The sequence below is a fragment of the Pseudomonas sp. PONIH3 genome (genome assembly GCF_002934345.1).
GTDB lineage: Bacteria > Pseudomonadota > Gammaproteobacteria > Pseudomonadales > Pseudomonadaceae > Aquipseudomonas > Aquipseudomonas soli.
In genome coordinates this window covers 2,799,470-2,825,782 of record NZ_CP026386.1, presented here as the reverse complement: position 1 = coordinate 2,825,782, position 26,313 = coordinate 2,799,470, and the positions used below count along the sequence as shown (strand labels likewise).

The window sequence follows — 26,313 nt, the reverse complement described above, 5'->3', positions numbered from 1 at the left end:
CGCAAAGTCTAGGTCGGGAATTGTTGGCGCGATGTCAAAACGCTGTCGAAGGATTGCATCGGGACTGGGACCGCAAAGCGGCCCAGGTGCTCAGTACTGATACCACTTCAACTCCAGCATCACCTCGTTCTGCGCCGTGGCCAGGTGGCTGAATTGGCGTGAAGCACTCAATCGCAAGCCCAGGTCGCGGCTGATCTCCCATTGCTGGTTAAGGCTCACGCTACGCCGTACTTCGCCGTTGGTGAAAAAATCACCCTTTGCCTCAAGCGTCAGGTTGCCCAGCGGGTTGCGCCACAGCAGCCCGCCGTTGAACCCGGCGGCGGGCGAGATTAACTCAGCGAAATCGTTGTGATGCTCGACCCGCACCGTGCCCAGGGCAAAGCCCAGCAAGTCGTCACCCAGTTGCCAGGTACCGCCGGCGCCGCCGTTGACATGGCTGACCAGCACCTCGTCGTCATGCTTGCCCGGCACGCGCTCCAGGCCGCCCGCGACCTGCCACGACCATGGCTTGAGCAGTTCGTTGCGCGGTGTCAGCGAGCGGATGGTGGCCAGGTCCAGGCGTTGTACCTGCCAGTCGTTGCCCTCGTACTGACGCAGCTTGAGCTGCAGGATCTCGATCTGCGCGCCGAGGGGGAAACTGTCCATGTTGTCGTTGAGGTCGTGGTAAGCCATGCGCAGGCCATACTCGGCGTAGGCGCGGTCCTCACGGGTACCCACCCCCAGTTGCCAGGTTCGCGACTGGTGGCCGTCCTCCGGCAGGCCGGGCCGCTCGATCTGCAATGGCGGCGGCGGGTTGCGGTTGATCGCCCTGAGCAGTTCATAGCTGCGGCCGGCCTGGGCCGGGTCGCGTTCCTGGCCGTTGGCGCGGTAGCGCTCCAACCGGTAGGCGGCGTCCTGTACCAGCGCCTGGCGGTCGCGGGGCAGGGCGGTGAAGGAGGGGCTCTGCAGCTGCGCGGTGTCGGCGCTGATGGCCAGCACCTGCTGCTTTTCCTCGTGGTCCAGCGGCTCGGCACGGGCCAGCAGTTCACGCTCGCGGGACGGGCGGTAGCGCACGTCCGCCACCAGCCCGGACTGTTTCACCGCCTTCACGGTGTCGGTCGGGATGGCGGTCAGCGGGAACTGCGAGGTCAGGTCCAGGCTGGGGCGTGCCACCTGCAACAGCTCCAGCAGGCGATAGGAGCAATTTTCGTCGAAGAAGAAATAGTCGAACTTGATCTGCTTGAGTTCCCACACGTGCTCGACCATGCGCCCGGTCTCTTCTGGGGTCAGGTCCAGTTGATACTCCCACAGGTCACGGTTTTCCAGGCTGCGGTACTCGGACAGCTTTTCCTGGTAGGGCATCATCGCGAACAGCCCGGGATAGCCGCCCATCAGGCCTTTCCAGGCATAGAGGATGCTGTTGTCGCTGCCCTCGATGTAGGCGCCGAAATTGATCGCGTAGCTCAGCAGCGTGGTGTCGTCACGCCGGGTATTGGACTGGTCGATGCGCAGCAGCGTATGGCCGAACATCGACGACGGGCTGTTGAGGTAGGCAGCCGGGAAGATCAGCGCCGCGCTGTGCGGGTCGATCGACTTGTACCAGGTATCGAATTCCTGGCAGGCCGGGCTCGGCAGGTCGGTGAGGGCCAGCTGTTCGCGCAGCCAGCGGGTCCGTGCCGGGAACACGCACTGGGCATGCTTGTCACCCAGGCTGGCCGGGGCATAGAGCGCGGCGACCGTTGCCTGCAGCTCCTGGTCCGGGTGATGCGCGCCATCCTCGGCGAGAAAGAAGCGCGGGTCGTCCACATAGCTGCGCCAACCGTCAAGCTTGGCAGTCTCGTAATGGCCGAGGGCGATCCAGTAGGGCGTGGCCGCCAACTGCTGGACGCGGGCCAGGTCAAGCTGTGGGGCGGCATGAAGCGGTGCGCTGACGATCAGCGCCAGGGAAGCGAGGCGTTTGAGCATGTCGGGCAACTACATCCTGATGATGCCGAAAGGTAAAGCGCCAAACCCGCCCCGCTGCCGGGGCGGGAGGCGTGGTACTCAAGCCTCGGTGGCGTACTTGGCCAACTGCGGGTCGCTCTTGAGCACCGCCAGGGTGTTGGAATGGACAGTCTCGGCAGTCACGTCGGCGCTGCTGAAGATCTGCTGGAAGTGCTCGTGGGTGACAGCGGCGAAATGCGCGCGGTCTTCAGGGGCTACACCTAGGACCACGGCATAGGTGGTCAGGGCTTCGCCCTGGCCCTGGGCCATGTCTTCGGAGAGCTCGTTCATCATGCCGTTCATGGCGAACCAGGATTTGCCGCCATAGGTGAGTGCGGCCTTGGTCGAGCAGCCATTGGTGCCCGAGGTCATGCCGAATGTTGCGTTGCCGGAAGTGCCGTTGGTGGTGGAGGCCAGGAAGTGGGCCGGCGTGCCGCGCTGGCCCTCGAACAGCAGGTTGCCCCAGCCGCAGTTCGGGCCGCCTGGCGCTTCAGCCATGGCGTTGATCGAGACAGCGGCGAACAGAGTACCCAGAAGAATCCGTTTCATAGCGATGTTCTCTTTCTCAAGTGACGTACCAATGGTCAGGTTTCTGGCAACGCAGTTGCCAGTGCGAGAGGATTTCCATCCTCCTGCGCAGCTTGGAGTTTAGGCACGATCCAAAGGTTGCGTTGTTTATTGCGAAAAATTGCTTGCGTGATGGCCAGGCTTGGGCTGTGACATAAAGTCCCACGGAGCCTTGCCGCTACGCGCTGGCAGCGCCAGAATGCCTTTCATCCGCCCCGCCGAAGTAAGGAAACCCAATGCCCGATCCTGTCGCCTCGCGCCTGCGTCTCGCGCCAGAAGCCCTGACCCGGCGTTTCTCCGCTGAACAGTTTGCTTTTTCCAATACCGACGATCTGGAGCCATTTCGTGGTGTGCTGGGCCAGGAACGTGCTGTCGAGGCCCTGCAGTTCGGCGTGGCCATGCCGCGTCCCGGTTACAACGTGTATGTGATGGGCGAGCCCGGTACGGGCCGTTTCTCCTTCGTCAAGCGTTACCTCAAGGCCGAAGGCAAGCGCCAGCACACCCCGGCCGACTGGTTGTATGTCAACAACTTCGAGGACTCGCGCGAGCCACGCGCGCTGGAACTGCCGGCTGGCAGCGCCCATGAGTTCATCAGCGACATGAACGGCCTGATCGACAACCTGTTGGCTACGTTCCCGGCGGTGTTCGAGCACCCTTCCTACCAGCAGAAGAAAAGCGCCATCGACCGCGCCTTCAACCAGCGCTATGACCGGGCACTGGATGTGATCGAGCGCGCCTCGCTGGAGAAGGATGTGGCGCTATACCGCGACAGCAGCAATGTCGCCTTTACCCCCATGGCCGATGGCAAGGCGCTGGACGAAGCTGAATTCGCTCAACTGCCTGAGCAATTGCGCGAGCGCTTCCACGAGGACATCGCCGAGCTCGAGGAGCGTTTGAACGAGGAGCTCTCCAGCCTGCCGCAATGGAAGCGTGAATCGAACAACCAGTTGCGCCAGCTCAACGAGGAGACCATCACCCTTGCTCTACAGCCGCTGCTGGCGCCGTTATCGGAAAAGTACGCAGAAAACGCCGCAGTGTGCGCCTATCTGCAATCGGTGCAGTTGAACCTGCTGCGGACTGTCGTCGAACAATTGGTCGATGACAGCAAGACCGACGCGGTGGCGCGCAAGATGCTCGAGGAGCAATACGCCCCCAACCTGGTGGTCGGCCACCCGGGCAAAGGCGGGGCGCCGGTGGTGTTCGAGCCGCATCCGACCTACGACAATCTGTTCGGTCGCATCGAATACAGCACCGACCAGGGCGCTTTGTACACCTCCTATCGCCAGCTTCGCGCCGGTGCGTTGCACCGCGCCAATGGCGGCTTCTTGATTCTCGAAGCCGAGAAGATGCTCGGCGAGCCCTTTGTCTGGGACGCCCTGAAGCGTGCCTTGCAGTCGCGCAAGCTGAAGATGGAGTCGCCGCTGGGCGAACTGGGCCGTGTCGCCACGGTGAGCCTGACGCCACAGATGATCCCGCTCAGCGTCAAGCTGGTGATCATTGGCTCGCGCCAACTGTACTATGCGCTGCAGGACCATGACCCGGACTTCCAGGAGATGTTCCGGGTGCTCGTGGACTTCGATGAAGACATGCCCATGGTCGACGAGAACCTGGAGCAGTTCGCCCAGTTGCTGCGCACCCGCACCAACGAGGAAGGCATGGCGCCGCTGACCAGCGATGCAGTGGCGCGCCTGGCCACCTACAGCGCGCGCCTGGCCGAGAACCAGTCGCGGCTGTCGGCGCGCATCGGCGACTTGTTCCAGCTGGTCAGCGAGGCCGACTTCATCCGCCAGCTGGCCAGCGAGAGCATGACCGACGCCGGTCACATCGAGCGCGCCCTGAAGGCCAAGGCCCAGCGCACCGGGCGGGTGTCGCAGCGGGTGCTAGACGACATGCTCGCCGGGATCATCCTGATTGACACCGAAGGCGCGGCGATCGGCAAGTGCAACGGCTTGACCGTGCTCGAGGTCGGCGATTCGGCGTTCGGCATGCCGGCGCGGATTTCCGCCACCGTCTACCCGGGCGGCAGTGGCATCGTCGACATCGAGCGCGAGGTCAACCTGGGGCAGCCGATCCACTCCAAGGGGGTGATGATCCTCACCGGCTACCTGGGCAGCCGCTATGCCCAGGAGTTTCCCCTGGCGATCTCGGCGAGCATCGCGCTGGAGCAGTCCTATGGCTATGTCGACGGCGACAGCGCCTCGCTGGGCGAGGCATGCACGCTGATCTCGGCGTTGTCGCGTACGCCGCTGAAGCAGTGCTTTGCCATTACCGGCTCGATCAACCAGTTTGGCGAGGTGCAGGCGGTCGGTGGGGTCAACGAGAAGATCGAAGGCTTCTTCCGACTTTGTGAAGCCCGTGGCCTGACCGGTGAACAAGGGGTGATCATCCCGCGTGCCAACGTCGCCACGCTGATGCTCGACGAGCGGGTGGTGCAGGCGGTCGAGGCTGGTCGTTTCCATGTCTATGCCGTCAGCCAGGCCGACGAAGCCTTGAGCCTGCTGGTGGGCGAGGAGGCCGGCGAGATGGATGACAAGGGCGAATTCGCCGAGGGCAGTGTCAACGCCCGGGTGGTCGAGCGCCTGCGGGTGATCGCCGAGATGATCAGCGAGGAAGAAATCAAGGAAGCCGAGAAAGAGCGCCTGGAGGAGGTCATCACCCAGGCCAAGCCTGCGTAAGTCAATAAACTGGCGCTAGCGGCGAAGTGCTACCGTTCAGCGCCAGTTTTCCAACTTTTTCCTTAGGTCGGCTACAGTGGAACTTAAGGACGTTATCAGGGTTCAGGATGGAAACAGCCTGAAGGTTTCAGGCTGAACAGGGCTTTACAGAGGGGACGCCGCCATGCGCAACCTCAGCCTCACCCGCCAGTGCCTGGGCCTGGTGACCCGCATCGAATGCAGCATCCGTCCGCTGGCCGGCGACAATGGCATGTGGACCTTGCTGTTCGCCGCCGGCATGGCCGGTGAACAACCCTCGGCGATCAAGGCCCAGGGCCCGTTCCACGGGCCGATGGTCGCCGAATCGGTGATGAATGCCATCGTCGACAGCCTCACCCTCCATGGCTATCAGGTCGCTGAAGATCCGCAGATCTGGTGCCTGCACCTGCAGGCGCAGTTGCGTCGGATCAATGGTGAACGTTGCCGGAACCTTGGGGATTATCAGTTCCATCCCGAAACCTGACCCAATGATCTCGTCGCCAGCAAGCTGTTACACACCTGACCTGTGGGAGCCGGCTTGCCGGCGATAGGGTATCGAGGATTTATCGGGCCTGCGGCAACTGACCGCAGGCTTTTGCTGTAACAGGTGGCTGGATATACTCGCGCTCGCTTTTCCAGTCACTTCAGAGTCCCTTATTGTCCATGGAACGTATCCTCGAAAACGCGATGTATGCCTCGCGCTGGCTGCTCGCCCCGATCTACTTCGGCCTCTCGCTGGGCCTGTTGGCACTGGCCCTGAAGTTCTTCCAGGAAATCATCCATGTCCTGCCCAACGTCTTCACCCTCGCCGAAGCCGACCTGATCCTGGTGATCCTGTCGCTGATCGACATGTCGCTGGTTGGTGGCCTGCTGGTGATGGTGATGATCTCCGGCTACGAGAACTTCGTCTCGCAGCTGGACATCGACGAGAGCAAGGAAAAGCTCAACTGGCTGGGCAAGATGGATTCCTCGTCGTTGAAGATGAAGGTCGCCGCATCGATCGTCGCCATTTCCTCGATCCACCTGCTGCGGGTATTCATGGATGCGCAGAACATCTCCACCGACTACCTGATGTGGTACGTGATCATCCACATGACCTTCGTCATTTCGGCATTCGTCATGGGTTACCTGGATCGCATCACCAAGCACTGATCCGTCTGCGCTCATCGCGGGCTTGCCCCGCGATGCTTTTCAGCTCCTGACGGATGGTGGCTTGTACTTTCAGCAGGTCTGTACAAAAAATGAGCACTCATGCGCGGTTCCCGCAGCGAGGTGCGTCCATGAACCTGCATCAGCTCAATTCCGAGGCCAGGGCTGGCCATGTCGACGAACTCAACCTGATCGCCATCGAAGGCGGCGATTATCTGTTGGAGGCCCGGATCAAAGGCCGTGCCCACCCCCTTGCCGACGCCCGTGGTGAACGCCTGAGGGTGCATTCGGTGGAGGATGCAAGGCAGCTTCTGCAAGCCATTCCCCAAGTGTCGATGAATCTTACCCATTGGTCCGTGCAAGACGAGATGTGCGGCATGGGCACGCACCCGGAAGAAGACCTCAAATTACCGATCTCCCAGCGATCGGCCTGGTAGCTGCTTCGCGCGGCGCCAGTGTGCTAGGCTGCTCGCCCTTTTCATCAGGGCGCGGATGCAGTGCGCCCTCAAGCGGAGCACGCCAATGTCCGAACTCAATCTGTCCACCGACGAATCCCGCGTCAGCTACGGCATCGGCCGTCAGCTGGGTGGCCAGCTGCGCGACAACCCGCCACCGGGCGTCAACCTGACCGCCATCGTCGCCGGCCTGACCGATGCCTTCAACGGCGCCGACAGCCGCGTCAGCGAAGAAGACCTGTCGGCGGCCTTCAAGGTCATCCGCGAAGTGATGCAGGCAGAAGCTGCTGCCAAGGCCGAAGCCGCCGCTGCCGCCGGCAAGGAATTCCTGGCTGACAACGCCAAGCGTGAAGGCATCGTGACCCTGGCCTCGGGCCTGCAGTACGAAGTGCTGACCGCAGGCGAGGGCGCCAAGCCGTCCCGCGAAGACAACGTGCGTACTCATTACCACGGCACCCTGATCGACGGCACCGTGTTCGACAGCTCCTACGATCGTGGCCAGCCTGCCGAATTCCCGGTTGGCGGCGTGATCGCCGGCTGGACCGAGGCCCTGCAACTGATGAATGCTGGCAGCAAATGGCGCCTGTACGTGCCGAGCGAGCTGGCCTATGGCGCTCAAGGCGTCGGCAGCATCCCGCCGCACAGCACCCTGGTATTCGACGTCGAACTGCTCGACGTTCTGTAATACCGTCGGGGCCGCTTTGCGGCCCATTCGCGTGCAAGCCCGCTCTCACAGGAACAGCACAAGACCTTAGGTCGTTGCGATCAGTGTGGGAGCCGGCTTGCCGGCGATGAGGGCAGGCCTGCTAAATTCAGTTCCAATCCGTTCCGCCCGGGCGCAATGCCCGCGCATAGCAGAACAGGAACAGGTTCCTCACCAGCTCCTTGAGCACTCCCGGCTCACTCGAATTCAGCCCCATGAGGTCCAGGTCGCCCTGGTCGCGCAGTTCATCGAGCGCGTCTTCCTCGAGCACGGCGCAGACTTCGCCAGTCTCGCGATGCAGGATGCGCAGGTAAGGGTGGGGGCGGTCGAGCCAGGCGTCGATGAGATAGGTCATGGCTACTCTCCTTGGATAGCGGTTCCAATGAGAATAATTCTTATTATCAAAATAGCAAGAGACTATTGGAAGATTTCTTCCGAATGGTCCCGGCGATCCTGTTGCAGGATCTGTCAGGGCCGCCCGTTGGGCAGCCCCGAGGGGCAGGCGATCAGACCTTGCGCACGAACTCAGACTTGAGTTTCATCGCGCCGATGCCGTCGATCTTGCAGTCGATGTCGTGGTCGCCGTCGCACAGACGGATGTTCTTGACCTTGGTGCCGACCTTGACCACCAGGGACGAACCCTTGACCTTGAGATCCTTGATCACGGTGACGGTGTCGCCGTCCTGCAGGACGTTGCCGACCGAATCCTTTTTCACCACGTCGTCGCTGGCGGCTTCGGCTTCGCCGTTGGCCGACCACTCGTGGGCGCATTCGGGGCAGATCAGTTGGGTGCCATCCTCATAGGTGTATTCGGAGTTGCATTGGGGGCAGGGTGGCAGAGTGCTCACGGCGTTTCCTTTCAAGTACAGGCGGTTAAAGGCGCACATTGTATAGGGTTTAGTGATTTCCTGCACAAAAGCATCGCGGGGCAAGCCTGCTCCCACGCCATGATGTGCTGGCGTGGGAGCGGGCTTGCCCCGCGATAGGGGTGATGCGATGTGTCAGTGCGTACGCGCTACGGCAAACTCGCTCAGCTCTACCAGTGCATCCCGGTACTCGCTGGCCGGCAGCACTTCCAGGCAGGCAATGGCGCGAGCGACGTAGTCGCGGGCCATCTGCGCGGTGTAGTCCAGCGCGCCGGATGCCTCGACGGCGAGGCGGATCTGCTCCAGGTCCTCCAGGCCACCCTTCTGGATCGCCTGGCGTACCAGAGCGGCCTGCTCCGCGGTGCCTTCGCGCATGGTGTAGATCAGCGGCAGGGTCGGCTTGCCTTCGGCCAGGTCGTCGCCGACGTTCTTGCCCAGGGTCTCGGAGTCGCCCTTGTAGTCGAGCAGGTCGTCGACCAGCTGGAAGGCCACGCCCAGGTGGTCGCCGAAGGTACGCAGGGCCTCGCGCTGCGCGTCCGTGGCGCCGGCCAGGGCGGCGGCGCTGTGGGTCGAGGCTTCGAACAGCATCGCGGTCTTGCCGCGGATGACGTCCATGTAGATTTCCTCGGTGGTGCTGGCATCACGCACGCGCGACAGCTGCAGCACTTCACCTTCGGCGATCACCCGTGTGGCCTTGGAGAGGATCTGCATGACCGGCATCGAGCCCAGCTCGACCATCATCTCGAACGAGCGCGAATAGAGGAAGTCGCCCACCAGCACGCTCGGCGCGTTGCCCCACAGGGCGTTGGCGGTGGAGCGGCCACGGCGCATGCCGGACATGTCGACCACGTCGTCGTGCAGCAGGGTGGCGGTGTGCAGGAACTCGATGGTCGCCGCCAGCAGGCGCAGGTCGTCGCCCTCGCGGCCCAGGGCCTTGCCGCACAGCAGCACGAGCAGGGGGCGCAGGCGTTTGCCGCCGGCGGACGTGATATAGTCGCCGATCTTCGATACCAGCGGCACGCGCGAGGTCAGCTGCTTCTTGATGATCTCGTCGACGGCGCTGAAGTCATCAGCTACCGCGCGGTAGAAGGTTTGGGGTTGCATCGGCTGCTCCATTGAGGTTGCGCGGCATGCTAGGTCGCAGGTACCGGTGTGTCAAGGCGCGGTGGCCGTGGCCCCGGGCCGGTACTTGCAAGCATTTATGGGGTTGCGTACAATCGCGCACCCTAACTTCCTGGGCAGCACCTGCCTTACGCAATTGCACCGGGCCGTTCCAGCCCTGTGCAGCCATGCCAGCCAATACTCATCATATAAAGCGCTGGGTGAGCAGGATTATCGGAGAAATACCATGTCTTACGCAGTAATCGTTACCGGCGGCAAGCAGTACAAAGTCGCTGAAGGTGAATTCCTCAAGATCGAAAAACTGGAAGTCGCCACTGGCGAATCCGTGACCTTCGATCGCGTTCTGCTGGTCGCCAACGGTGAAGAAGTCACCATCGGCGCTCCAGTTGTTGCTGGTGCTAAAGTAGTGGCCGAAGTCGTTTCGCAAGGCCGTCACGACAAGGTTCGCATCATCAAGTTCCGTCGTCGTAAGCACCACATGAAGCGCATGGGCCACCGCCAGTGGTTCACCGAAATCAAAATCACCGGTATCCAGGCTTAATCGCCCCGATCCCCTGAATTTATTGGAGAATTGAACCATGGCTCACAAGAAGGCTGGTGGTAGTACTCGTAACGGTCGCGACTCAGAATCGAAACGCCTTGGCGTGAAGATGTATGGCGGTCAGGTCATCAAACCTGGCAACATCATCGTCCGTCAGCGCGGCACCGAATTCCACGCTGGCTACGGCGTTGGCATGGGCAAGGATCACACCCTGTTCGCCAAGATCGAAGGCGTGATCAAGTTCGAGAAGAAAGGCGAGTTCATGCGCCGTTACGTGAGCATCGTCGCCGCTTAATCGCGACGTCGCTCCAGAAGCCCCGTCATGCGACGGGGCTTTTTCGTTTGTGGTGAGCCTCTTGCAAAGCTGTTTGTCTGGGCTGCCGGCGTTGGTTTCTGATTCGTACGGGGCCGCCGCGCTCATTTTTGCAAGAGCCTCATGGTTTTCTGGTTTTCGACTCGTCGTCCGACGAGAGGCGGTTTTGAATGAAGTTTGTAGACGAAGTATCGATCCGGGTAAAAGCCGGTGACGGCGGCAACGGTTGCATGAGCTTCCGCCGCGAGAAATTCATCGAGAACGGTGGCCCCAACGGCGGCGACGGCGGTGACGGCGGCTCGGTGTACATGGTGGCCGACGAGAACCTCAACACCCTCGTCGACTATCGCTATACCCGCCACCACGAGGCCCAGCGCGGCCAGAACGGTGGCAGCACCGATTGCACCGGCAAGAAGGGCGAGGACCTGTTCCTGCGCGTGCCGGTCGGCACCACCGTGATCGACGCCTCCACCCAGGAAGTGATCGGTGACCTGGTCACCCCGGGCCAGAAGCTGATGGTCGCCCAAGGCGGCTGGCACGGCCTGGGCAACACCCGTTTCAAGTCGAGCACCAACCGTGCGCCGCGCCAGACCACCCCAGGCAAGCCGGGCGATCAGCGCGACCTGAAGATGGAAATGAAAGTCCTGGCCGACGTCGGTCTGCTGGGTCTGCCGAACGCCGGCAAGAGTACTTTCATCCGCTCGGTTTCGGCCGCCAAGCCGAAGGTCGCCGACTACCCGTTCACCACCCTGGTGCCGAACCTTGGCGTGGTCAGCGTCGACCGCTGGAAGAGCTTCGTCATCGCCGACATCCCTGGCCTGATCGAAGGCGCCTCCGAAGGTGCCGGCCTGGGTATCCGCTTCCTCAAGCACCTGGCCCGTACCCGCGTGCTGCTGCACCTGGTCGACCTGGCGCCGCTGGATGGCAGCAGCCCGGCCGACGCAGCCGAAGTGATCATCAACGAGCTGGCGCAGTTCAGCCCGGCGCTGGTCGACCGTGAGCGCTGGCTGGTGCTGAACAAGGCCGACATGATCATGGACGACGAGCGTGACGAGCGCGTCAAGGAAGTGGTCGAGCGCCTGAACTGGGATGGCCCGGTGTACGTGATCTCGGCTATCGCCAAGCAGGGTACCGAGAAGCTCAGCCATGACCTGATGCGTTACCTCGAGGACCGCGCCGACCGCCTGGCCAATGACCCGGCCTACGCTGCAGAGTTGGCCGAGCTCGACCAGCGCATCGAAGACGAGGCCCGCGCCCAGCTGCAGGCCCTCGACGACGCCCGCACCCTGCGTCGCACCGGCGTCAAGAGCGTGCACGACATCGGCGACGATGACGACTGGGATGATTTCGAGGACGATGAAGACGGCCCGGAAATCATTTACGTGCGCGACTGATCGGTTGCAGTACACTAAACGCCGCTCTCTGGAGCGGCGTTTTTGTATCCAAGGTATCTACAGATTCGACATAGGTTGGAAGAGAAGATGCGAAGCAAGGTGACTGGCGCCAAGCGCTGGGTCGTGAAGATCGGCAGCGCGCTGCTGACCGCCGACGGCAAGGGCCTCGACCGTGGCGCCATGGCGGTGTGGGTCGAGCAGATGGTGGCCCTGCGTGAAGCGGGCGTGGAACTGGTGCTGGTCTCCTCCGGGGCCGTGGCGGCGGGCATGAGCCAGCTGGGCTGGACCACGCGACCGAGCGCGATGAACGAGCTGCAGGCCGCCGCCTCGCTTGGCCAGATGCGCCTGGTGCAGGCCTGGGAGTCGAGCTTCGGCGAACACGGCAAGCACACCGCGCAGATCCTCCTGACCCACGACGACCTCTCCGACCGCAAGCGTTACCTCAACGCCCGCAGCACCCTGCGCACCCTGGTAGACCTGGGCGTGGTGCCGGTGATCAATGAGAACGACACCGTGGTCACCGACGAGATCCGCTTCGGTGACAACGACACCCTGGCGGCGTTGGTGGCCAACCTGGTGGAAGCCGACCTGCTGGTGATCCTCACCGACCGCGACGGCATGTTCGACGCCGACCCGCGCAACAACCCCGAGGCCCAGCTGATCTACGAAGCCCGCGCCGATGATCCGGCGCTGGATGCCGTGGCCGGCGGCACCGGCGGCGCCTTGGGCCGTGGCGGCATGCAAACCAAGCTGCGCGCCGCGCGCCTGGCCGCCCGTTCTGGTGCGCATACCATCATCATCGGTGGCCGTATCGAGCGCGTGCTCGACCGCCTGAAGGCCGGTGAGCGCCTGGGCACCCTGCTGTCGCCTGAGCGCGGCATGCTCGCCGCGCGCAAGCAGTGGCTGGCCGGCCATCTGCAGACCCGTGGCACCCTGGTGATCGACAACGGTGCCGTGAAGGCGCTGCGCGAATCGAACAAGAGCCTGCTGCCGGTCGGCGTGAAGACCGTGCAGGGCAGTTTCCGCCGTGGCGAGATGGTGGTCTGCGTCGGTCCCGACGGCCTGGAAGTGGCCCGTGGCCTGGCCAACTACAGCGCCCTGGAGGCGCAGAAGATCATTGGCCAGCCGTCCGATGCCATTGAGGGCCTGCTGGGCTACAGCGCCGAGCCTGAGCTGGTGCACCGCGACAACCTGGTGTTGGTCTGAAGGAGATGCAAGTGCTTAAAGGATTGATTGCCGCCGCCGCGCTGGCACTGCCGATGCTGGCCGGGGCCGAGGAAATCGGCCAGGTGTCCACCGTGTTCAAGTTCGTCGGGCCGAATGACCGCATCGTCGTCGAGGCGTTCGACGACCCGAAGGTCGATGGTGTGACTTGTTACCTGTCGCGGGCCAAGACCGGCGGCCTGAAAGGTGGGTTGGGTCTGGCCGAGGACCGCGCCGAGGCGTCGATTGCCTGCCGTCAGGTCGGGCCGATCCAGTTCAAGGGTGAGCTCAAGGATGGCGAGGAGGTGTTCAAGGAACGCACCTCGCTGGTGTTCAAGACCATGCAGGTGGTACGTTTTCTCGACAAGAAGCGCAACACGCTGGTGTACCTGGTGTACAGCGACCGCGTGATCGAAGGCAGCCCGCAGAATGCGGTGACGGCGATTCCGATCGTGCCTTGGGCTCAACAGTAACAGCCGGTTGAAATGATCGCGGGGCAATCCCGCTCCCACAGAGCCTTGTGGGAGCGGCGGTGCGCCGATGCGAATTGCCCCGCGATGCTTTTCGGTTTGAATCAGGCCAGTTCCTCGGCCTCATCCTCACGCACTATCGCCTTCACCTCGTCGCGACGGCTGATGTACTTCCAGTCCGACTCGTCGATGTAGATGCCATTCGGCCCGCTGCCACCTTCCAGGTCGATCGCCACCCGCGCCGACACCTGCGGCTTCACGCTCGCCAGGATCGGCACGAAGCCCAGCTGCTGGCTGGTTTCCAGCAACGCCGCCTGGTTGCGTTCGTCGATGTCCGCCGCCTCGTCGAGGTAGTACGGCAGGCGAATGTGCCCGGCCAGGTCGCGGTCCATCAGGTGCAGCAACAAATACATGTTGGTCAGCGCCTTGATGGTCATGGTGGTGCCGTTGGACGCGGCGCCATCGATGTCGGCGTGGATCACCGGCTGGCTGTTGATCTTGGTGATCTCGAAGGCCAGTTCGAACAGGTCCTTCAGGCCCAGCTGGTTGTGGTTGGCCGCCACCAGCCGCGCCAGGTACTCCTTGGCCTCTTCGTTCTTGTGATCCTGCTCGGCGCTCTGGGTCAGGTCGAATACCGACAGGGTCTCGCCTTCCTCGTACTGGCCGGCGCTGTGGATGATCTGGTCGATGTGCTTGAGCGCTTCCTTGTTCGGTGCCAGCACCACGCGGAAGCTCTCCAGGTTCGATACCTGGCGCTTGTTGATCTCTCGGTTGAACAGCGCCAGCTGGTGCTCGAGACTGTCATAGTCGCTACGGATGTTGCGCAGGGTCCGGGCGATGTCGGTGACCGCGGCGCGGCGGGCCTTGGCCAGGGTCAGCGCTTCCTCGGTGCGGTGCGAGTAGGCGTTTATCAGCAGCTGCAGGCGGCGCTCCATGTCGTCTTCGCTGTCGAACTTGGCCACGCCCTTCAGGCGCACCTGGGCGTACAGCGCCTCGATCTGGTTGTCCACGCGTTGCAGGGCCTGCCAGCTGTCCTGGTAGTCGTTGAGCAGCGGCAGCAGGTTGTCCATGGAGTCGTCGATGGCTTCCATGAACGGCGTGCCGAACGGCAGGTCGGCCGGCAGCAGTTGGCGACGGCGCAGGGCGTCTTCCAGGGTGCGCTGCTTGGCTTCCAGGTCGGCGATCTGCCGGCCCACCAGTTGCAGCTTGGCCGACAGCTGCTGGACGCGCTCGGTGAAGGCGTCGCTGGAGCGCTTGAGCTCGTCCTGGGCGGCTTCCAGCTGGCCCAGTTGCTCCATTTTTTCCGGCTCTTCGGCAGCCAGGGTCTCGGTGCGGCGGAAGTCTTCCAGGGCCTTCTGCGCATCCAGCACCTGCTGGTACAGCGCCTCGGTCTGCGCCTTGCTCGCGGCGCGGTCGAGGGCCACGGCCTGCTGGGTCTTGAGCTGCTTGAGCTCCTTCTCCAGGCGTTCCTTTTGGTCGCGCAGGGCGGCGCGGTCGGCCAGGGCCTGCAGCGCGGGCGGGTCGATGTGCGAGATGTCGATGGACAGGCCGGGCACTTCGAAGCGCTCTCCCTTGAAGCGGTCGAGCACGCTTTCCAGGGTCTTCACCCAGACGTCGCTGTCGTCCAGCTCGATGCCGCGGTCACCCATCGGCAGGCTGAACAGCGCGCCGTTGAACAGGCGCATCAGGCGGTCCACGTCCTGCTGCGAGAACTCTTCGCGCAGGCGGGCGTAGCTGTTGTTGTCGGCGTGGTCGAGCTGCTGCTTGACCGCCTTGACGCGTTTTTCAAGGTCGCGCACGCGCTCGTCGAGGTCTTCGGCGGAAAACTGCCGCGACTGGGCCAGGGCGCCGGCCAGTTCATCGTGGGCGTCCTTGGCGGCCAGCAGCTGCTGCTCCAGCACCTTGACGTCGGTGACCAGGGCGAAGCGGTGCTTGAGCACCGACAGCTCCCCCAGCCAGCGCTGGATGCCGGTGATCTCGCGCTCCAGGCGCATCAACTCCTGAGTGCCGCCGCGCTGGTCGTTCTGCAGGCGGTCCTGCTCGCCACGGTAGTGCTCGGCTTGGATGGTCAGCTCTTCCTTGCGTGCCATGGCGTATTCCTGCCATGTGCCCAGCAGGTTGTCGAGCAGGGGCGAGATACGGTGCAGCTTGCCGCGCAGGATGTCGCGCTGGGCCACGCCGCCGGCCAGGGCCTCGACCAACGGGCCGGCAGCCACCAGGGCGTTGTAGTCGCCCTCCATGCGGCGCACATCGCGGAAGGCCTCTTCGCAGGCAGCGATGTAGTCGACGCTGCCCGAACGCAGGCTGTGCTCGAAGGCATCGAGGAACAGTTGCTTGAGCTTGGCGGCGGTGATTTCGCGCATGTGCAGCAGGTTGATGAATAGCGCCCGGAATGTCTTCAGACTCTGTTCGCTGGTCGAGCGCAGCGGGATCAGGGTCAGGTCCAGCGGCACCGAGGTGTGGCCGCCGACCAGCAGCCGGCGTAGTTCGTCAGGCTTGAGCTCGTAGGCCTTCAGGCCATGGCGCTCGAGGTTGGTGAACAGCTCTTTCTGGCGCAGGCAGGTGTCGTCTTTCTGGTAGTGGGCCAGGTCCAGCTCGCCTTGGTAGGCGAAGAACTGGTGGCCGAAGCCGCCGCCCGGGCCGCGGCCGACCACGCCGATCACGTGAGGGCCGTGGGGCAGGTTCAGCTCGCAGAGGATGTAGCTGGTGTCGGTGGCGAAGTAGAAGCGGCGTGACTGCTCCAGGCTGTACTTGCCAAAGCTCATGTCGGACATGCGCGCCAGGATCGGGAACTGCAGGGCGTTGATCGACGCCGATTTACCCAGGTTGTTGGCGCCATAGACCGACAGCGGGTGTTCCAGGGGGAACAGGCCGAGGCTGTAGCCGGCGGTGTTGAGCAGTGCGAAGCGGCGGATGCCGTAGCGTTCCTGGCTCATGCGTCAATCTCCTGTTGCTCTTCGCGGATCGCCCGAGCCAGGGCATCCTCTTCGCTTTCCTCGCCATCGAACGGGGTGAGGTCGAGCGGATCGTCGGTGCGGTTGAGTTCTTCGGGCGTCTCTTCCACAACCAGCACGGGTACCGGCAGCGGCAGGTCGCTGTGCAGGGTGGCGGCCAAGTCGCGGTCCTGCTGGACCGACAGGCAGACGTCGAGGAAGCGGTGCATCGGCGGCAGGAAGCGGTAGATGCCGCCTTCCTCATGGGCAAAGCCGAGCTGGCTCATGCGGCGCATGATTTTTTCTTCGAGCTCGTCGACGGTCTGCACTTCGGCCTGCAGGAACAGGTCGCGGTACTTGTCCAGCAGCGACGGCAGTTCGTCACGGCCGATGCTGCCACCGTCGAGCACGGCCATCGGGTCGCGCCCCTGGTCGGCGAGGTGCTCGACCAGGATGAAGGTAAACAGCGACAGGCGCTGGGCGGTCTTGTTGACCTGCGCGGCGGCCTGCTCGGGGACGAAGTAGTAGAAGCCGCGGGTATCGCACACCAGCTCGAAGCCCAGGGCCTTGAACAGGGTGCGGTACTGGTCCTGGAAGTTCGACAGCTGGGCGTACAGCTCCGGGTCGCGGCGGCTGACGTGGAAGCCCTTGAACAGCTCGCGGAAGATCGGCGCGAGCTGGGACAGTTCGGAAAGATCAAGATGCATGGGTGGGGCTCGCGGTGGATTCGGTCGTGGTCGCCGGCTTGTCGCGGCTGGAGGTCAGGGCGAAGGAGCGCAGGCTGACCAGGTGTTCGCGGGTGAGGTATTGCTGGCGGTCGAGGCGCTCGCGGCTGAAGCGCTTCTCGCGCGACAGGCGCGAGAACCAGTACAGCAGTTCGTCGGTGGCGCCTTCAGGCTCCTGCTCCAGCAGCCAGACCATCAGGTCCGGCAGCGGCAGGGCGTCTTCGCAGCGCTCGAGCATTTCCTTGACCGTGCGCGGGGCGCGGGGCAGCGGGCCCTTTTGCGTCTTGTGCGCCTTGGGGAAGCGCGCGGGCTTGGGCTCGAAGCGGGCCAGTGCATAGACGTAGGCCTCGACCTGGCTGGCGCTGCCGAGGAAGGTGCTCTGCGGGCGGGTGAACAGCGGCATGGCGGCCTGGGGTACGGCGTCGATGCCTTTCTTGCGGATCACCGACAGCGCCAGCGCGGCGCCGCGGGTCACGGCGTTGTGCCGGCGCGCCTCTTCACGCAGCGGCAGCAGCAGCTCGCGGGCGTGGCGCAAGGTCAGCTGGGCGCTGGTCTGCATCTCGAGGATGCGCGCGTGGGTGCGCAGCAGCATGTCGTCGTCGACCAGGTGGCCCAAGCGCGCCTGCTCACCCAGCAGGCGCAGCAGTACGGTCTCGACCTTGCGCACGCCCTGCTCGAAGGCGCCGTCGGCGTTGACCAGCTGGATCATCGGCTCGACGTACTCGTCCCAGGTCGCCAGTACTTCGGCGTAGCGCTGGCGCAGGGGGATCTGGCGGTTGCTGGTCTTGGCCCGCTCGGCCACGGCCACCAGTGCCTGCTCGTCGTTGTCGAGCTTCTTCAGTACATCGCGCACGCGCATGTCGAGCAGGCGCAACTGGCGCGCCAGGTCGTCGCTGTCGCGGTTGTCGAAGGCGTCCTGGATATGCCCGGCCAGGCGCTCCAGGTGGCGCAGGTAGGCCTCGATCTCCAGGCACAGGCCCAGCCGGTGCTCACGGCGCAGATAGGCGAGGAAGTCGTGGATCTGCGCGTTGAGCTCGAAACGGTTCGGGCTCTTGGCCACCGGGACCAGGATGTCCAGGCGGATCCACACGTCGAGCAGCTGGGTGATGTCCTGCGGGGTGCTTTCCACCTGCTGGCGGGCCAGTTGCTGGCGCAGCTCGACCAGGCTCAGGGTGCCCTGGTCGAAGCGCTCGCACAGCGGCTCGATCAAGGCCCAGTGTTCGGCTAGGGCGCGCAGGACGCGCTTGGGTTCGATCATTGGCGGGTCGACTCGTTGCCAAATAAAAGCGGCGATTGTACTGCATCCGGGGGGGAGGATTTCACCCCTTGGTCTGTTATGGGGATAACCCTGATCCTTTTGGGGGATTCACCGGCCTCATCGCGGGGCAGGCCCGCGATGACCGACAATCTGTTGCGGCGCATCCAGGTCAACAGCGTTAGAATGCCCGACTGTTTCGACTATCCACCGGATACCCGCGCCTTGCTGATCGAGTCCCGCCGCCGCGCCTACCTGTCCGCCATGCAAGTGGTGCACTGGCTGCCGCGCGCCGAACTGCCGTTCGCCGCGCCGTCGCGGCCAGAGCTGCTGTTGCCGGTGGCGCCGGTCGATGAGGTCGACTTCGAGGTGCGTCCGGCCGCGCCTGCGCCGAGCGCCACTCCGGCAGCCCCTCAGGCGCGTGCCGAGCGGCCGAAGATCGAGATCCCGCGCCCGGGCAGCGCGCCGAAAGTCGCCGCCAAGCCGGTCGAGGCAGAGGCAGAGCCTCCCGCGCCGCGCCCGGCGCCTGTGCCACCACCGCGCTTCGCCCTGCAGTTGCTGCGTGCCGGCGACTGTCTGCTGCTGGTGGAGCTGGCCACCGGCCAGCCGTTCCAGAGCCGCGACCCGTCCTACCTGCTGCTCAAGGACATGCTGCGCGCCGCCGGTCTGCCGGACGCCCCGCAGATCATTGGCGAGCCGGTGCGTTGGCCGCTACTGATGCGCGGCAACATGGACCAGGGGCCGGATGCCGCCCGGGACTTTGTCCAGGGCTTTATCGCCGCTCGCCTGGAAGAGGCGCCGTGCGCCTGCCTGTGGCTGATCGGCCTGCCGGCCATTCGCTTCGCCGGCCAGGCAGACGGCGAAGCTTATTACCAAGAACTCAAGGTCGACCTGCTCGGCGATGCCTGGGCCTTGCCCGGCCTTGAACTGTTGATGGACGAGCCGCAGCGCAAGGCGGACGTCTGGAAAGCCATGCGCCAGCTGATGGCGCGCTGGAAACGCGTTGAATGAGTGACTCGATCAGTTTCCGCCCGGCAACCGAGGCGGATCTGGATACCCTGCTGAAGATCGAATATGCCGCCTTCAGCCATCCCTGGACCCGCGGCATCTTCCAGGATGCGCTGAAGTCCTACGAAGTGTGGCTGATGTTCGACGGCCAGCAGCAGGTCGGCCATGGCGTGATCAACGTGATCATCGACGAGGCGCACCTGCTCAACATCACAGTAAAGCCGGAGAACCAGGGCTGTGGCCTCGGCCTGCGCCTGCTCGAGCACCTGATGTCCCGGGCCTACCAGCTCAATGGCCGGGAGTGTTTCCTGGAGGTGCGTGCCAGCAACCAGTCGGCATATCGCTTGTACGAGCGCTATGGCTTCAATGAAGTCGGTCGGCGCCGTGACTACTATCCGATGGCGGGCGGGCGGGAAGATGCGCTGGTGATGGCCTGTACGTTGCTCGAAGACTGATTTCGCACGCTGTCTTGTATTGGGGCCGCTATGCGCCCCATCGCTGGCAAGCCAGCTCCCACGGCGATGGCACTTGGCTTGAAGGCGGCGCGGTCGGGGTGGGAGCCGGCTTGTCGGCGAGAGGGCCGCATCGCGGCCCCTTGTGCAAGTAACTCAGATCTCTGGGTGCTGCACTTCGACCGGTTTACGCAGGTCGCGCAAGCTGCGCGTCACCGTTCCGGTATTGCACTTGGCTGCCGCCTGCTCCGGGGTCATCTCGCGGATGGTGCGGTAGAACAATTCGCAGGTCTGCTTCTTCTGGGTTACCTGCCACTTGCTGGTGCAGGCATCCAGGGTGAGCTTGGCATCGGCCTGCGGGTTGCGCCCCATGCCGGCCTGCCAGCAGGCGGCGGAGAGGTCCTGGCCCATCATCTTCAGGCCTGCGGCGTCGGCCTTGTCCTGGTCGCCGTCGTAGCTTTTCGGGTCGGCGGCGTACCAGATCGCGCTCGGGTGGTTAGCGCCGAGCACGGGCACCTTGGCGCTGTTGGCCTCGGGGCTGATGCTTACCAAGCCGAGCACATTCACCTTCGGCCCATACTGCTGCTGGATCCAGGCCCGTACCGGCGCGCCGAACGCGACCATCGGCAAGGCGCCTTTGCCGTCGTGGGTCAGGGCCACTTCCTTGACCATGCGCACCTGGTAGTCGTTGAAGTAGCTGTAGACCCCTTCCAGGTCCTTGCCGGCGCTGGCCGGCGCGGCGATCGGGGCGATGTCGACGATGGTCTGGTAGGCCGGGGTCTGGGTAGCCTCGATACCGTTGAAGGTCAGAAGTTGCGCCCAGCGGTCGGTGGTGTTGGACTTCAGGTAGTCCTGGTAGCGGGTCAGCGAGTAGTCCGGCGGGAAGTGCAGCAGTTCGATGCTGCGGCGGTTCTCCAAGGCCATGCCCAGGGGCAGGAACAGGTACCAGCTATAGTCCCAGCCGCCTTTCTGGTTGAGGCGGGTGGCGCCCTGGTAGGCCAGCTCGCCGCTGTCGAGCAGCTTGCGCAAGGGTTCGGTGTAGCTCGCCGGTACGTCGGTGATGCTGGCGCGCAGCTTGTCGTTGTCGCGGTTCACCGTGACCTTGGCATTGGCATAGCCGTCGCGCTGCACGCTCTGGGTGAGGTAGTGCTCGACGGTCTGTTCGAGTGTCCAGTCGCGGTAGCAGATCACGTTGCAGTTGTTGGGATAGGCGAACAGCCGGGTGACCCGCTGGGCATCGCCCAGGTCGATCTGCGCGTCGGCCATGGCCAGGCCGCTGAAGGCGAGGGCGGCCAGGCCCGATACAGCAATCTTGTGCATGCTTAACTCCTTGTCAGTGGCCGCCAGGACGGCGGACCGCCCATGGTGGATGAAGAGGTGGGGGAATGAAAAGCGCCAGGATATGGCTATTGGCTAGCGCGCTGATCGGGCTGGGTACGGCCCAGGCCGATGAACGCGATGTGTGGATGTTCGCCCAGTGGGCCGGGGATCACGAGAACCGCAGGTTTCGTGAAATGCTGGTGGACGCCCGGCTGTATGGCGTGGTGCCGATCCATCAGTTGCTGCGTTCGGCCTCGGACTGGCGCCTGTGCAAGGCTTCACCCTTCGCGGTGCCGCCGGCGAGCCACTGGCCGGCGGTGCGTTCAACCCTGGCATTGATCAAGACCCTGGACCAGCAGGGCATCCTGCGTCAGTTCGAAGTGGTGTCGGCCTACCGCGATCCCCGGCTCAATGCCTGCGCCGGCGGCGCGCCGAGCAGTGCGCACATGCGCGCCTTCGCCGTCGACCTGCTGCTGCCACCCTGGGCCGACCCGAACCCGCTGTGCCGCTTCTGGCAGCAGCACGGCCAGGCCTGGAACATGGGGCTTGGCCGTTACCCCTCGGGGCGTATCCATATCGACACGGCCGGCTATCGCACCTGGGGCGGTGACGGCGGGGCCGGGTCGTCGTTCTGCAGCAAGCCCAGGTGAGCCAGACAGGCTCGGCACTCGTCGCCGACCCACTGCGCGAAGCGCTGGCGCTTGCTGCCGTCGTCCAGCGGCTGCGGGCTGAGCAGGTGGTAGCCGGAGCCGTCGCGCAGGAAGCTGTACGGCGCCTGTAGCTGGCCATTGTCCAGTTCGTCGCGAACCATCAGCGCCGAGGCGATGGCCAGCCCCATGCCCGCGCTGGCGGCCTGGATCGACAAGTAGAAGTGCTCGAAGTCGCTGCGCGCCGTGTGCCGGATGCCTTGGCCGCTCAGGCGTAGCCAGGTGGCCCAGGCATCGGGGCGGGTGGTGCTGTGCAGCAGGCGTTGGCCCTTGAAGTCTGGCCTTGCGACCGGGCCGATCCACTCATCGCAGATCTTCAGGCTGTGCAACTGGCGGTCCCAATGGAAGTCATCGCGGCGCAGTGCCAGGTCGATGCCGCCACGGGCGAAGTCCACCGGCCCGCCGGCCGCCACCAGGTGCAGTTGCAGGTCGGGGTGTGCGGCGTGAAAGCGCGGCAGGCGCGGGATCAGCCAGCGCATGGCGATGGTCGGCTCGCAGGAGACCACCAGTACGTTGTCTTCTGGCTGCTGTTGCAGGCGCTGCACGGCGCCCTCCAATTGCTCGAAGATCGACTGGGTGGTGCTGTGCAACTCGCGACCGGCGGGGGTGAGAAAGATTGCCCGGTTGCGCCGTTCGAACAGTGCCACGCCGAGGCTTTCCTCGAGCAGGCGCACCTGGCGGCTGACGGCGCCGTGGGTGACATGCAGGTGCTCGGCGGCGCGCACGAAGCTTTCAGTGCGGGCGGCGATGTCGAAGTAGCGAAAGGCGGTAAGGGGAGGCAGTTTCATGTGCTGGCCTGTTCCGGCTTTATCGCGGGGCAAGCCCGCTCCCACGCATGCTGAGGCTGCGCTCGTGGGAGCGGGCCTGCCCCGCGATAGGCCAGTCGATTCAATGCGAATAGGTGAGTAAAACTAGCAGATTAGCCAGACTATAAATCGATTTTTACTCGTTCAAGGCAACAGGATAATCCCATCTTCCGTGAATTTTCATCGAGGATCCCTGTTCGTGAACGAACTCATCGCCGTAGCCCTGTTCACCATTCTGGCTGTCATCAGTCCTGGCGCCGACTTCGCCATGGTCACCCGCAGCAGTTACGCACAAGGCCGCAAAGCTGGCCTCGCTGCCGCGGCAGGCATCGCCCTGGGCGTGCAAGTGCATGTGCTGTACACCGTGCTCGGCATCGCCGTGATCATCAGCCAGACCCCGACCCTGTTCCTGGCCATGAAGGTAGTGGGGGCGGGCTACCTGGTGTACCTGGGCTATAAATCGCTGACCAACACCACGCGCATCAGCCTCGACGGCCTGGCGCAAGGCGCTTCCAGCGTGGCGAGCGCGTTGCGCACGGGCTTTCTGACCAATGCGCTGAATCCCAAGACCATGCTGTTCGTGGTCAGCGCCTATACCCAGGTAGTGCGGCCGGGCAGCCCGCTGGCGCTGGACTTCGCCTATGGCGCGTTCATGTCGTTTGCCCATTGGGTGTGGTTCAGCCTGGTGGCGGTGTTCTTTTCCAGTGCGCGACTGCGGGCGGCGATGATCGAGCGCCAGCGCACGGTTGACCGGGTAATCGGGGTGGCCTTGATCGGCCTGGGGCTGGCCGTGGTGGTGGCGGGAGTGAAGTAACGTTTTCGCGGGCAAAGAAAAAGGGCTTATCTTTCGATAAGCCCTTTTAGAAGGTGGTGGCTACACAGGGACTTGAACCCCGGACCCCAGCATTATGAATGCTATGCTCTAACCAACTGAGCTATGTAGCCAACTTGGCGCGCATTATTAGCTCGAATCGCGATCCTGTCAACAACGTTTTCAAAAAAAAATTTCCAACCTTTCAAACGCTTAGCCCGGAAGGGCGCCTCAACGCACGATCAGCCAGTGGCCGAGCAGGTTGTGCAGGCGCAATTGCTGATCGGCGGCCAGGCGCTCGAGGCTCTGCGCCGGGTGGTCGAGGTCGAAGTCACCGCTGATCCGCTGATAGGCTGCTTGCTCGTTCATCATCCAGACACGCTGGCCACGGTAATCGGCCAGGCGCTCCAGCACTTCGCTCAACGGCAGGTTCCTGGCCTTCAATTGGCCGTTGCGCCAGGCATCGGCCAATCTGGCATCGATCTTTTCGACCGAATTGATACGGCTCTCGCTGAACGTCACCCGTTCACCGGCATTCACCAGGCGCTGGTCGCCCCCCTGCAGGACCGCGGCCTTGCCGCTGAGCACCACCAGTTCGTCGTGGTCGGCATGGCGGGCGATCTGCAGGCGGGTGCCGAACACCTGGATCCGGGTGTCATCGACCTGCACCTCCATGGCCCGGCCATCGAGCATCACCTCTAGATAGACCTGGCCCTGCACCAGATGCAGTTGGCGGGTGCGGCCACGCAGGTCGACATTCATCGCGCTGGCGCTGTCCAGGTGCAGGGTCGAGCCATCGGCCAGGCGCACGCTGCGGCGTTCGCCGCTGTCGGTGTGCAATTCGCTGCCCAGGCGCTGCATCAGTGGCCAGTAGAGCCAGGCCAGTGCTGCCACCAGCATCAGGAACAGCAGCGCCAGGCACAGCCCGGCACGGTTGCGGCGTACCTTGGCGACCCGTGGTCGGGGCCGGGCCGCCGGCACCTGCAACTGCTGCCAGTAAGCTTCGAGCTGGGCATAGGCCCTGGCGTTGAGCGGGTCTTGGCACCAGCTGGCGAATGCCTGGCGCAGGGCCTCGTCGCAGCCGGGTTGGCGCAGGCGCGAGAACCAGTCCAGGGCTTCTTGCTCGGGGTCGGGCGTGGGCTGCAAGGCGGGCATCGGGCTCATGGGATCGGTCTGCTCGCAGGGGGCGGGCGGTTTCGCCCAGCGTTCACAGGGAAGAGGAGAAAGGATGCTAAATATATTGAGAATTATTTACAAGTACGTGTCGGATGGAAGGCTCGCGCAAATAAAAAGGTAGCTTCGTATCTATTTGTTTCACGATAATCGGATCCCAACCCGCAGACGGACATCCAGCCCATGGCCATCAGCAGCACCCCGACTTCCAGCGCGAGCAGCCCGGCAAACCCGGCCACGCCGCTGGTGATGAGCATCATTGGTTTCTGTGCCCTGGCGCACCTGATCAACGACCTGATCCAGGCCGTGCTGCCGGCGATCTACCCGATGCTCAAGGCCAACTACAACCTGAGCTTCGCCCAGATCGGCCTGATCACCCTGACCTTCCAGATCACTGCCTCGTTATTGCAGCCGTGGGTGGGCTTCTTCACCGACAAGCGGCCCACGCCGAACCTGTTGCCGCTGGGCACCCTGTGCACCCTGGTGGGGATCGTGATGCTGGCCTTCGTTGGCAGCTTCCCGATGATCCTGCTGGCCTCGGCGTTGGTGGGCATTGGCTCCTCAACCTTCCACCCGGAGACCTCGCGCATCGCCCGGCTGGCCTCGGGCGGGCGCTTCGGCCTGGCCCAGTCGAGCTTCCAGGTCGGCGGCAACGCAGGCTCCGCCCTTGGCCCGTTGTTGGCGGCGGCAATCGTCATTCCCTTCGGCCAGACCCACGTGGCCTGGTTCGGCGTGGCCGGGCTGTTCTTCTTTGCCGTGACCTTGATGCTGCGCCGCTGGTACAAGGAGCACCTGAACCAGGCCAAGGCGCGCAAGGCGGTGCAGGCCACCCACGGCATCTCGCGCCAGCGGGTGATCATGGCCTTGGTGGTGCTGGGCCTGCTGGTGTTTTCCAAGTACTTCTACATGGCCAGCTTCACCAGCTACTTCACCTTCTACTTGATCGAGAAGTTCCAGCTGTCGGTGGCCAGTTCGCAGCTGCATCTGTTCCTGTTCCTTGGCGCGGTGGCGGCGGGCACCTTCTTTGGCGGGCCCATAGGTGACCGCATCGGGCGCAAGGCGGTGATCTGGTTCTCGATCCTCGGCGTGGCGCCGTTCACCCTGGCGCTGCCCTATGCCGACCTGTTCTGGACCACCGTGCTCAGCGTGGTGATCGGTTTTGTCCTGGCTTCGGCGTTCTCGGCCATCGTGGTGTATGCCCAGGAACTGGTGCCGGGCAATGTGGGGATGATCGCCGGGATCTTCTTCGGGTTGATGTTCGGGTTTGGCGGGATCGGCGCGGCGCTGCTGGGGTATGTGGCCGACCTGCGTGGGATCGAGTATGTGTACGGGGTTTGCTCGTTCCTGCCATTGTTCGGGTTGCTGGCGGTGTTCTTGCCTTCCACCGGCAAGCACTGAGAGGAGCGGGCGTTGTAGCGCGGCGGCGTCCACAGAGAGGGCGAAGCCACTGTGGCGATTGACGGTCCGGATCACCTTGGCCTAGAGTGCCGCCTCCTCAATATCCTGCGTAGCCGATGCAATGCGCCGTACCCGTAGTCTTCGCCCACACCGCCAGCCTGTCGCCCCGACAGCGCGCCGCGCGTGGCCGAGCGACACGGTGCTCAAGCGTCGACGCAGCGTGCTGTTCGCCTTCACCTTCTCGCCACACCTTGCCCTGAACTGATCCGCGCCCCTGCGTAGCGCGC

General features: G+C 63.9%; 26 protein-coding genes and 1 tRNA gene. 15 read left to right on the top strand and 12 right to left on the bottom strand.

Going from position 1 to position 26,313, the window contains the following annotated elements:
* Positions 1 to 90: 90 nt before the first annotated feature.
* A complete protein-coding gene (locus tag C3F42_RS13100) occupies positions 91 to 1,944 on the bottom strand; it encodes a DUF4105 domain-containing protein (RefSeq protein ID WP_104444525.1) in 1,854 nt (617 codons plus the stop codon).
* A gap of 78 nt (positions 1,945 to 2,022) precedes the next feature.
* Complete coding sequence (locus C3F42_RS13095) at positions 2,023 to 2,511, bottom strand: DUF3015 domain-containing protein (RefSeq protein ID WP_023630569.1); 489 nt, start codon at positions 2,509 to 2,511, stop codon at positions 2,023 to 2,025.
* A gap of 254 nt (positions 2,512 to 2,765) precedes the next feature.
* Here C3F42_RS13095 and C3F42_RS13090 point away from each other — a divergent pair, with 254 nt between their 5' ends.
* The 5 genes from C3F42_RS13090 (at position 2,766) to C3F42_RS13070 (ending at position 7,511) form a co-directional block, all read left to right on the top strand.
* The gene (locus C3F42_RS13090; RefSeq protein WP_094010323.1) at positions 2,766 to 5,204 is read left to right on the top strand and encodes a Lon protease family protein; all 2,439 of its coding nucleotides are present in this window, start codon (positions 2,766 to 2,768) and stop codon (positions 5,202 to 5,204) included.
* A gap of 163 nt (positions 5,205 to 5,367) precedes the next feature.
* Entirely contained in the window at positions 5,368 to 5,706 is a 339-nt protein-coding gene (locus C3F42_RS13085) for a hypothetical protein (protein ID WP_023631147.1), read from the top strand.
* 179 nt (positions 5,707 to 5,885) lie between these two features.
* Entirely contained in the window at positions 5,886 to 6,374 is a 489-nt protein-coding gene (locus C3F42_RS13080) for a TIGR00645 family protein (RefSeq protein ID WP_023631146.1), read from the top strand.
* A gap of 128 nt (positions 6,375 to 6,502) precedes the next feature.
* Positions 6,503 to 6,808, top strand: coding sequence for a DUF6482 family protein (locus C3F42_RS13075; protein WP_023631145.1), 306 nt, complete (start codon positions 6,503 to 6,505; stop codon positions 6,806 to 6,808).
* A gap of 85 nt (positions 6,809 to 6,893) precedes the next feature.
* Positions 6,894 to 7,511 (top strand): FKBP-type peptidyl-prolyl cis-trans isomerase, encoded by a 618-nt coding sequence (locus C3F42_RS13070; RefSeq protein WP_023631144.1) that lies wholly within the window; start codon positions 6,894 to 6,896, stop codon positions 7,509 to 7,511.
* Between the two features lie 127 nt (positions 7,512 to 7,638).
* On the opposite strand, the gene C3F42_RS13065 is transcribed toward C3F42_RS13070, so the two are convergent.
* The 3 genes from C3F42_RS13065 to C3F42_RS13055 all read right to left on the bottom strand — a co-directional run bounded on the left by C3F42_RS13065 (position 7,639) and on the right by C3F42_RS13055 (position 9,499).
* Positions 7,639 to 7,884, bottom strand: coding sequence for a hypothetical protein (locus C3F42_RS13065; protein WP_038707330.1), 246 nt, complete (start codon positions 7,882 to 7,884; stop codon positions 7,639 to 7,641).
* A 151-nt stretch (positions 7,885 to 8,035) separates the two neighbouring features.
* Positions 8,036 to 8,377 carry a zinc ribbon domain-containing protein YjdM gene (locus C3F42_RS13060; RefSeq protein WP_046857186.1) on the bottom strand — a complete coding sequence of 114 codons (342 nt, stop codon included), beginning with the start codon at positions 8,375 to 8,377 and terminating at the stop codon, positions 8,036 to 8,038.
* Positions 8,378 to 8,530: 153 nt separating this feature from the next.
* Complete coding sequence (locus tag C3F42_RS13055; protein WP_094010322.1) at positions 8,531 to 9,499, bottom strand: polyprenyl synthetase family protein; 969 nt, start codon at positions 9,497 to 9,499, stop codon at positions 8,531 to 8,533.
* A gap of 244 nt (positions 9,500 to 9,743) precedes the next feature.
* Between C3F42_RS13055 and rplU the strand changes: the two genes are divergently transcribed.
* The 5 genes from rplU to C3F42_RS13030 all read left to right on the top strand — a co-directional run bounded on the left by rplU (position 9,744) and on the right by C3F42_RS13030 (position 13,441).
* Complete coding sequence (gene rplU / locus C3F42_RS13050) at positions 9,744 to 10,058, top strand: 50S ribosomal protein L21 (protein ID WP_003247466.1); 315 nt, start codon at positions 9,744 to 9,746, stop codon at positions 10,056 to 10,058.
* A gap of 37 nt (positions 10,059 to 10,095) precedes the next feature.
* A complete protein-coding gene (gene rpmA, locus C3F42_RS13045; protein ID WP_003247464.1) occupies positions 10,096 to 10,353 on the top strand; it encodes a 50S ribosomal protein L27 in 258 nt (85 codons plus the stop codon).
* 188 nt (positions 10,354 to 10,541) lie between these two features.
* A complete protein-coding gene (gene cgtA, locus C3F42_RS13040) occupies positions 10,542 to 11,765 on the top strand; it encodes an Obg family GTPase CgtA (RefSeq protein ID WP_023631407.1) in 1,224 nt (407 codons plus the stop codon).
* A gap of 87 nt (positions 11,766 to 11,852) precedes the next feature.
* A complete protein-coding gene (gene proB / locus C3F42_RS13035) occupies positions 11,853 to 12,971 on the top strand; it encodes a glutamate 5-kinase (protein ID WP_094010321.1) in 1,119 nt (372 codons plus the stop codon).
* Between the two features lie 5 nt (positions 12,972 to 12,976).
* Positions 12,977 to 13,441 (top strand): CreA family protein, encoded by a 465-nt coding sequence (locus tag C3F42_RS13030; protein ID WP_094010320.1) that lies wholly within the window; start codon positions 12,977 to 12,979, stop codon positions 13,439 to 13,441.
* Between the two features lie 101 nt (positions 13,442 to 13,542).
* Here the strand turns inward: C3F42_RS13030 and mksF are convergent, their stop codons facing one another.
* The 3 genes from mksF to mksB are packed head-to-tail and all read right to left on the bottom strand — an operon-like array spanning position 13,543 to position 18,354.
* Positions 13,543 to 16,374 (bottom strand): Mks condensin complex protein MksF, encoded by a 2,832-nt coding sequence (gene mksF, locus C3F42_RS13025; protein WP_094010319.1) that lies wholly within the window; start codon positions 16,372 to 16,374, stop codon positions 13,543 to 13,545.
* Positions 16,371 to 17,078, bottom strand: a complete 708-nt coding sequence (mksE, locus tag C3F42_RS13020; RefSeq protein WP_046857180.1) for an Mks condensin complex protein MksE — start codon at positions 17,076 to 17,078, stop codon at positions 16,371 to 16,373. The genes mksF and mksE overlap by 4 nt, the downstream gene beginning before the upstream one ends.
* On the bottom strand, positions 17,068 to 18,354 hold the full coding sequence (gene mksB, locus C3F42_RS13015) for an Mks condensin complex protein MksB (protein WP_094010318.1): 1,287 nt from the start codon (positions 18,352 to 18,354) through the stop codon (positions 17,068 to 17,070). Before mksB ends, mksE begins: the two co-directional genes overlap by 11 nt.
* A 222-nt stretch (positions 18,355 to 18,576) precedes the next feature.
* Here mksB and C3F42_RS13010 point away from each other — a divergent pair, with 222 nt between their 5' ends.
* Together C3F42_RS13010 and rimI are read left to right on the top strand one after the other, a co-directional pair.
* Positions 18,577 to 19,362 carry an energy transducer TonB gene (locus C3F42_RS13010; RefSeq protein WP_094010368.1) on the top strand — a complete coding sequence of 262 codons (786 nt, stop codon included), beginning with the start codon at positions 18,577 to 18,579 and terminating at the stop codon, positions 19,360 to 19,362.
* On the top strand, positions 19,359 to 19,814 hold the full coding sequence (gene rimI, locus C3F42_RS13005; RefSeq protein WP_094010317.1) for a ribosomal protein S18-alanine N-acetyltransferase: 456 nt from the start codon (positions 19,359 to 19,361) through the stop codon (positions 19,812 to 19,814). Before C3F42_RS13010 ends, rimI begins: the two co-directional genes overlap by 4 nt.
* Positions 19,815 to 19,967: 153 nt before the next feature.
* Here the strand turns inward: rimI and C3F42_RS13000 are convergent, their stop codons facing one another.
* Entirely contained in the window at positions 19,968 to 21,131 is a 1,164-nt protein-coding gene (locus C3F42_RS13000) for a hypothetical protein (RefSeq protein WP_094010316.1), read from the bottom strand.
* A 65-nt stretch (positions 21,132 to 21,196) separates the two neighbouring features.
* On the opposite strand from C3F42_RS13000, the gene C3F42_RS12995 reads away from it, so the two are divergent.
* The gene (locus C3F42_RS12995; protein ID WP_177182873.1) at positions 21,197 to 21,781 is read left to right on the top strand and encodes a D-Ala-D-Ala carboxypeptidase family metallohydrolase; all 585 of its coding nucleotides are present in this window, start codon (positions 21,197 to 21,199) and stop codon (positions 21,779 to 21,781) included.
* Here the strand turns inward: C3F42_RS12995 and C3F42_RS12990 are convergent.
* Positions 21,721 to 22,626, bottom strand: a complete 906-nt coding sequence (locus C3F42_RS12990; protein WP_038707336.1) for a LysR substrate-binding domain-containing protein — start codon at positions 22,624 to 22,626, stop codon at positions 21,721 to 21,723. The two genes, C3F42_RS12995 and C3F42_RS12990, sit on opposite strands and share 61 nt — an antisense overlap.
* Before the next feature lie 217 nt (positions 22,627 to 22,843).
* On the opposite strand from C3F42_RS12990, the gene C3F42_RS12985 reads away from it, so the two are divergent.
* Complete coding sequence (locus C3F42_RS12985) at positions 22,844 to 23,458, top strand: LysE family translocator (protein ID WP_094010315.1); 615 nt, start codon at positions 22,844 to 22,846, stop codon at positions 23,456 to 23,458.
* A 54-nt stretch (positions 23,459 to 23,512) separates the two neighbouring features.
* On the opposite strand, the gene C3F42_RS12980 is transcribed toward C3F42_RS12985, so the two are convergent.
* Positions 23,513 to 23,589 (bottom strand) — tRNA-Met (locus C3F42_RS12980).
* Between the two features lie 97 nt (positions 23,590 to 23,686).
* The gene (locus tag C3F42_RS12975; RefSeq protein WP_094010314.1) at positions 23,687 to 24,610 is read right to left on the bottom strand and encodes a FecR domain-containing protein; all 924 of its coding nucleotides are present in this window, start codon (positions 24,608 to 24,610) and stop codon (positions 23,687 to 23,689) included.
* A gap of 201 nt (positions 24,611 to 24,811) precedes the next feature.
* Here C3F42_RS12975 and C3F42_RS12970 point away from each other — a divergent pair, with 201 nt between their 5' ends.
* Complete coding sequence (locus C3F42_RS12970) at positions 24,812 to 26,026, top strand: MFS transporter (protein ID WP_094010313.1); 1,215 nt, start codon at positions 24,812 to 24,814, stop codon at positions 26,024 to 26,026.
* Positions 26,027 to 26,313: the final 287 nt, after the last annotated feature.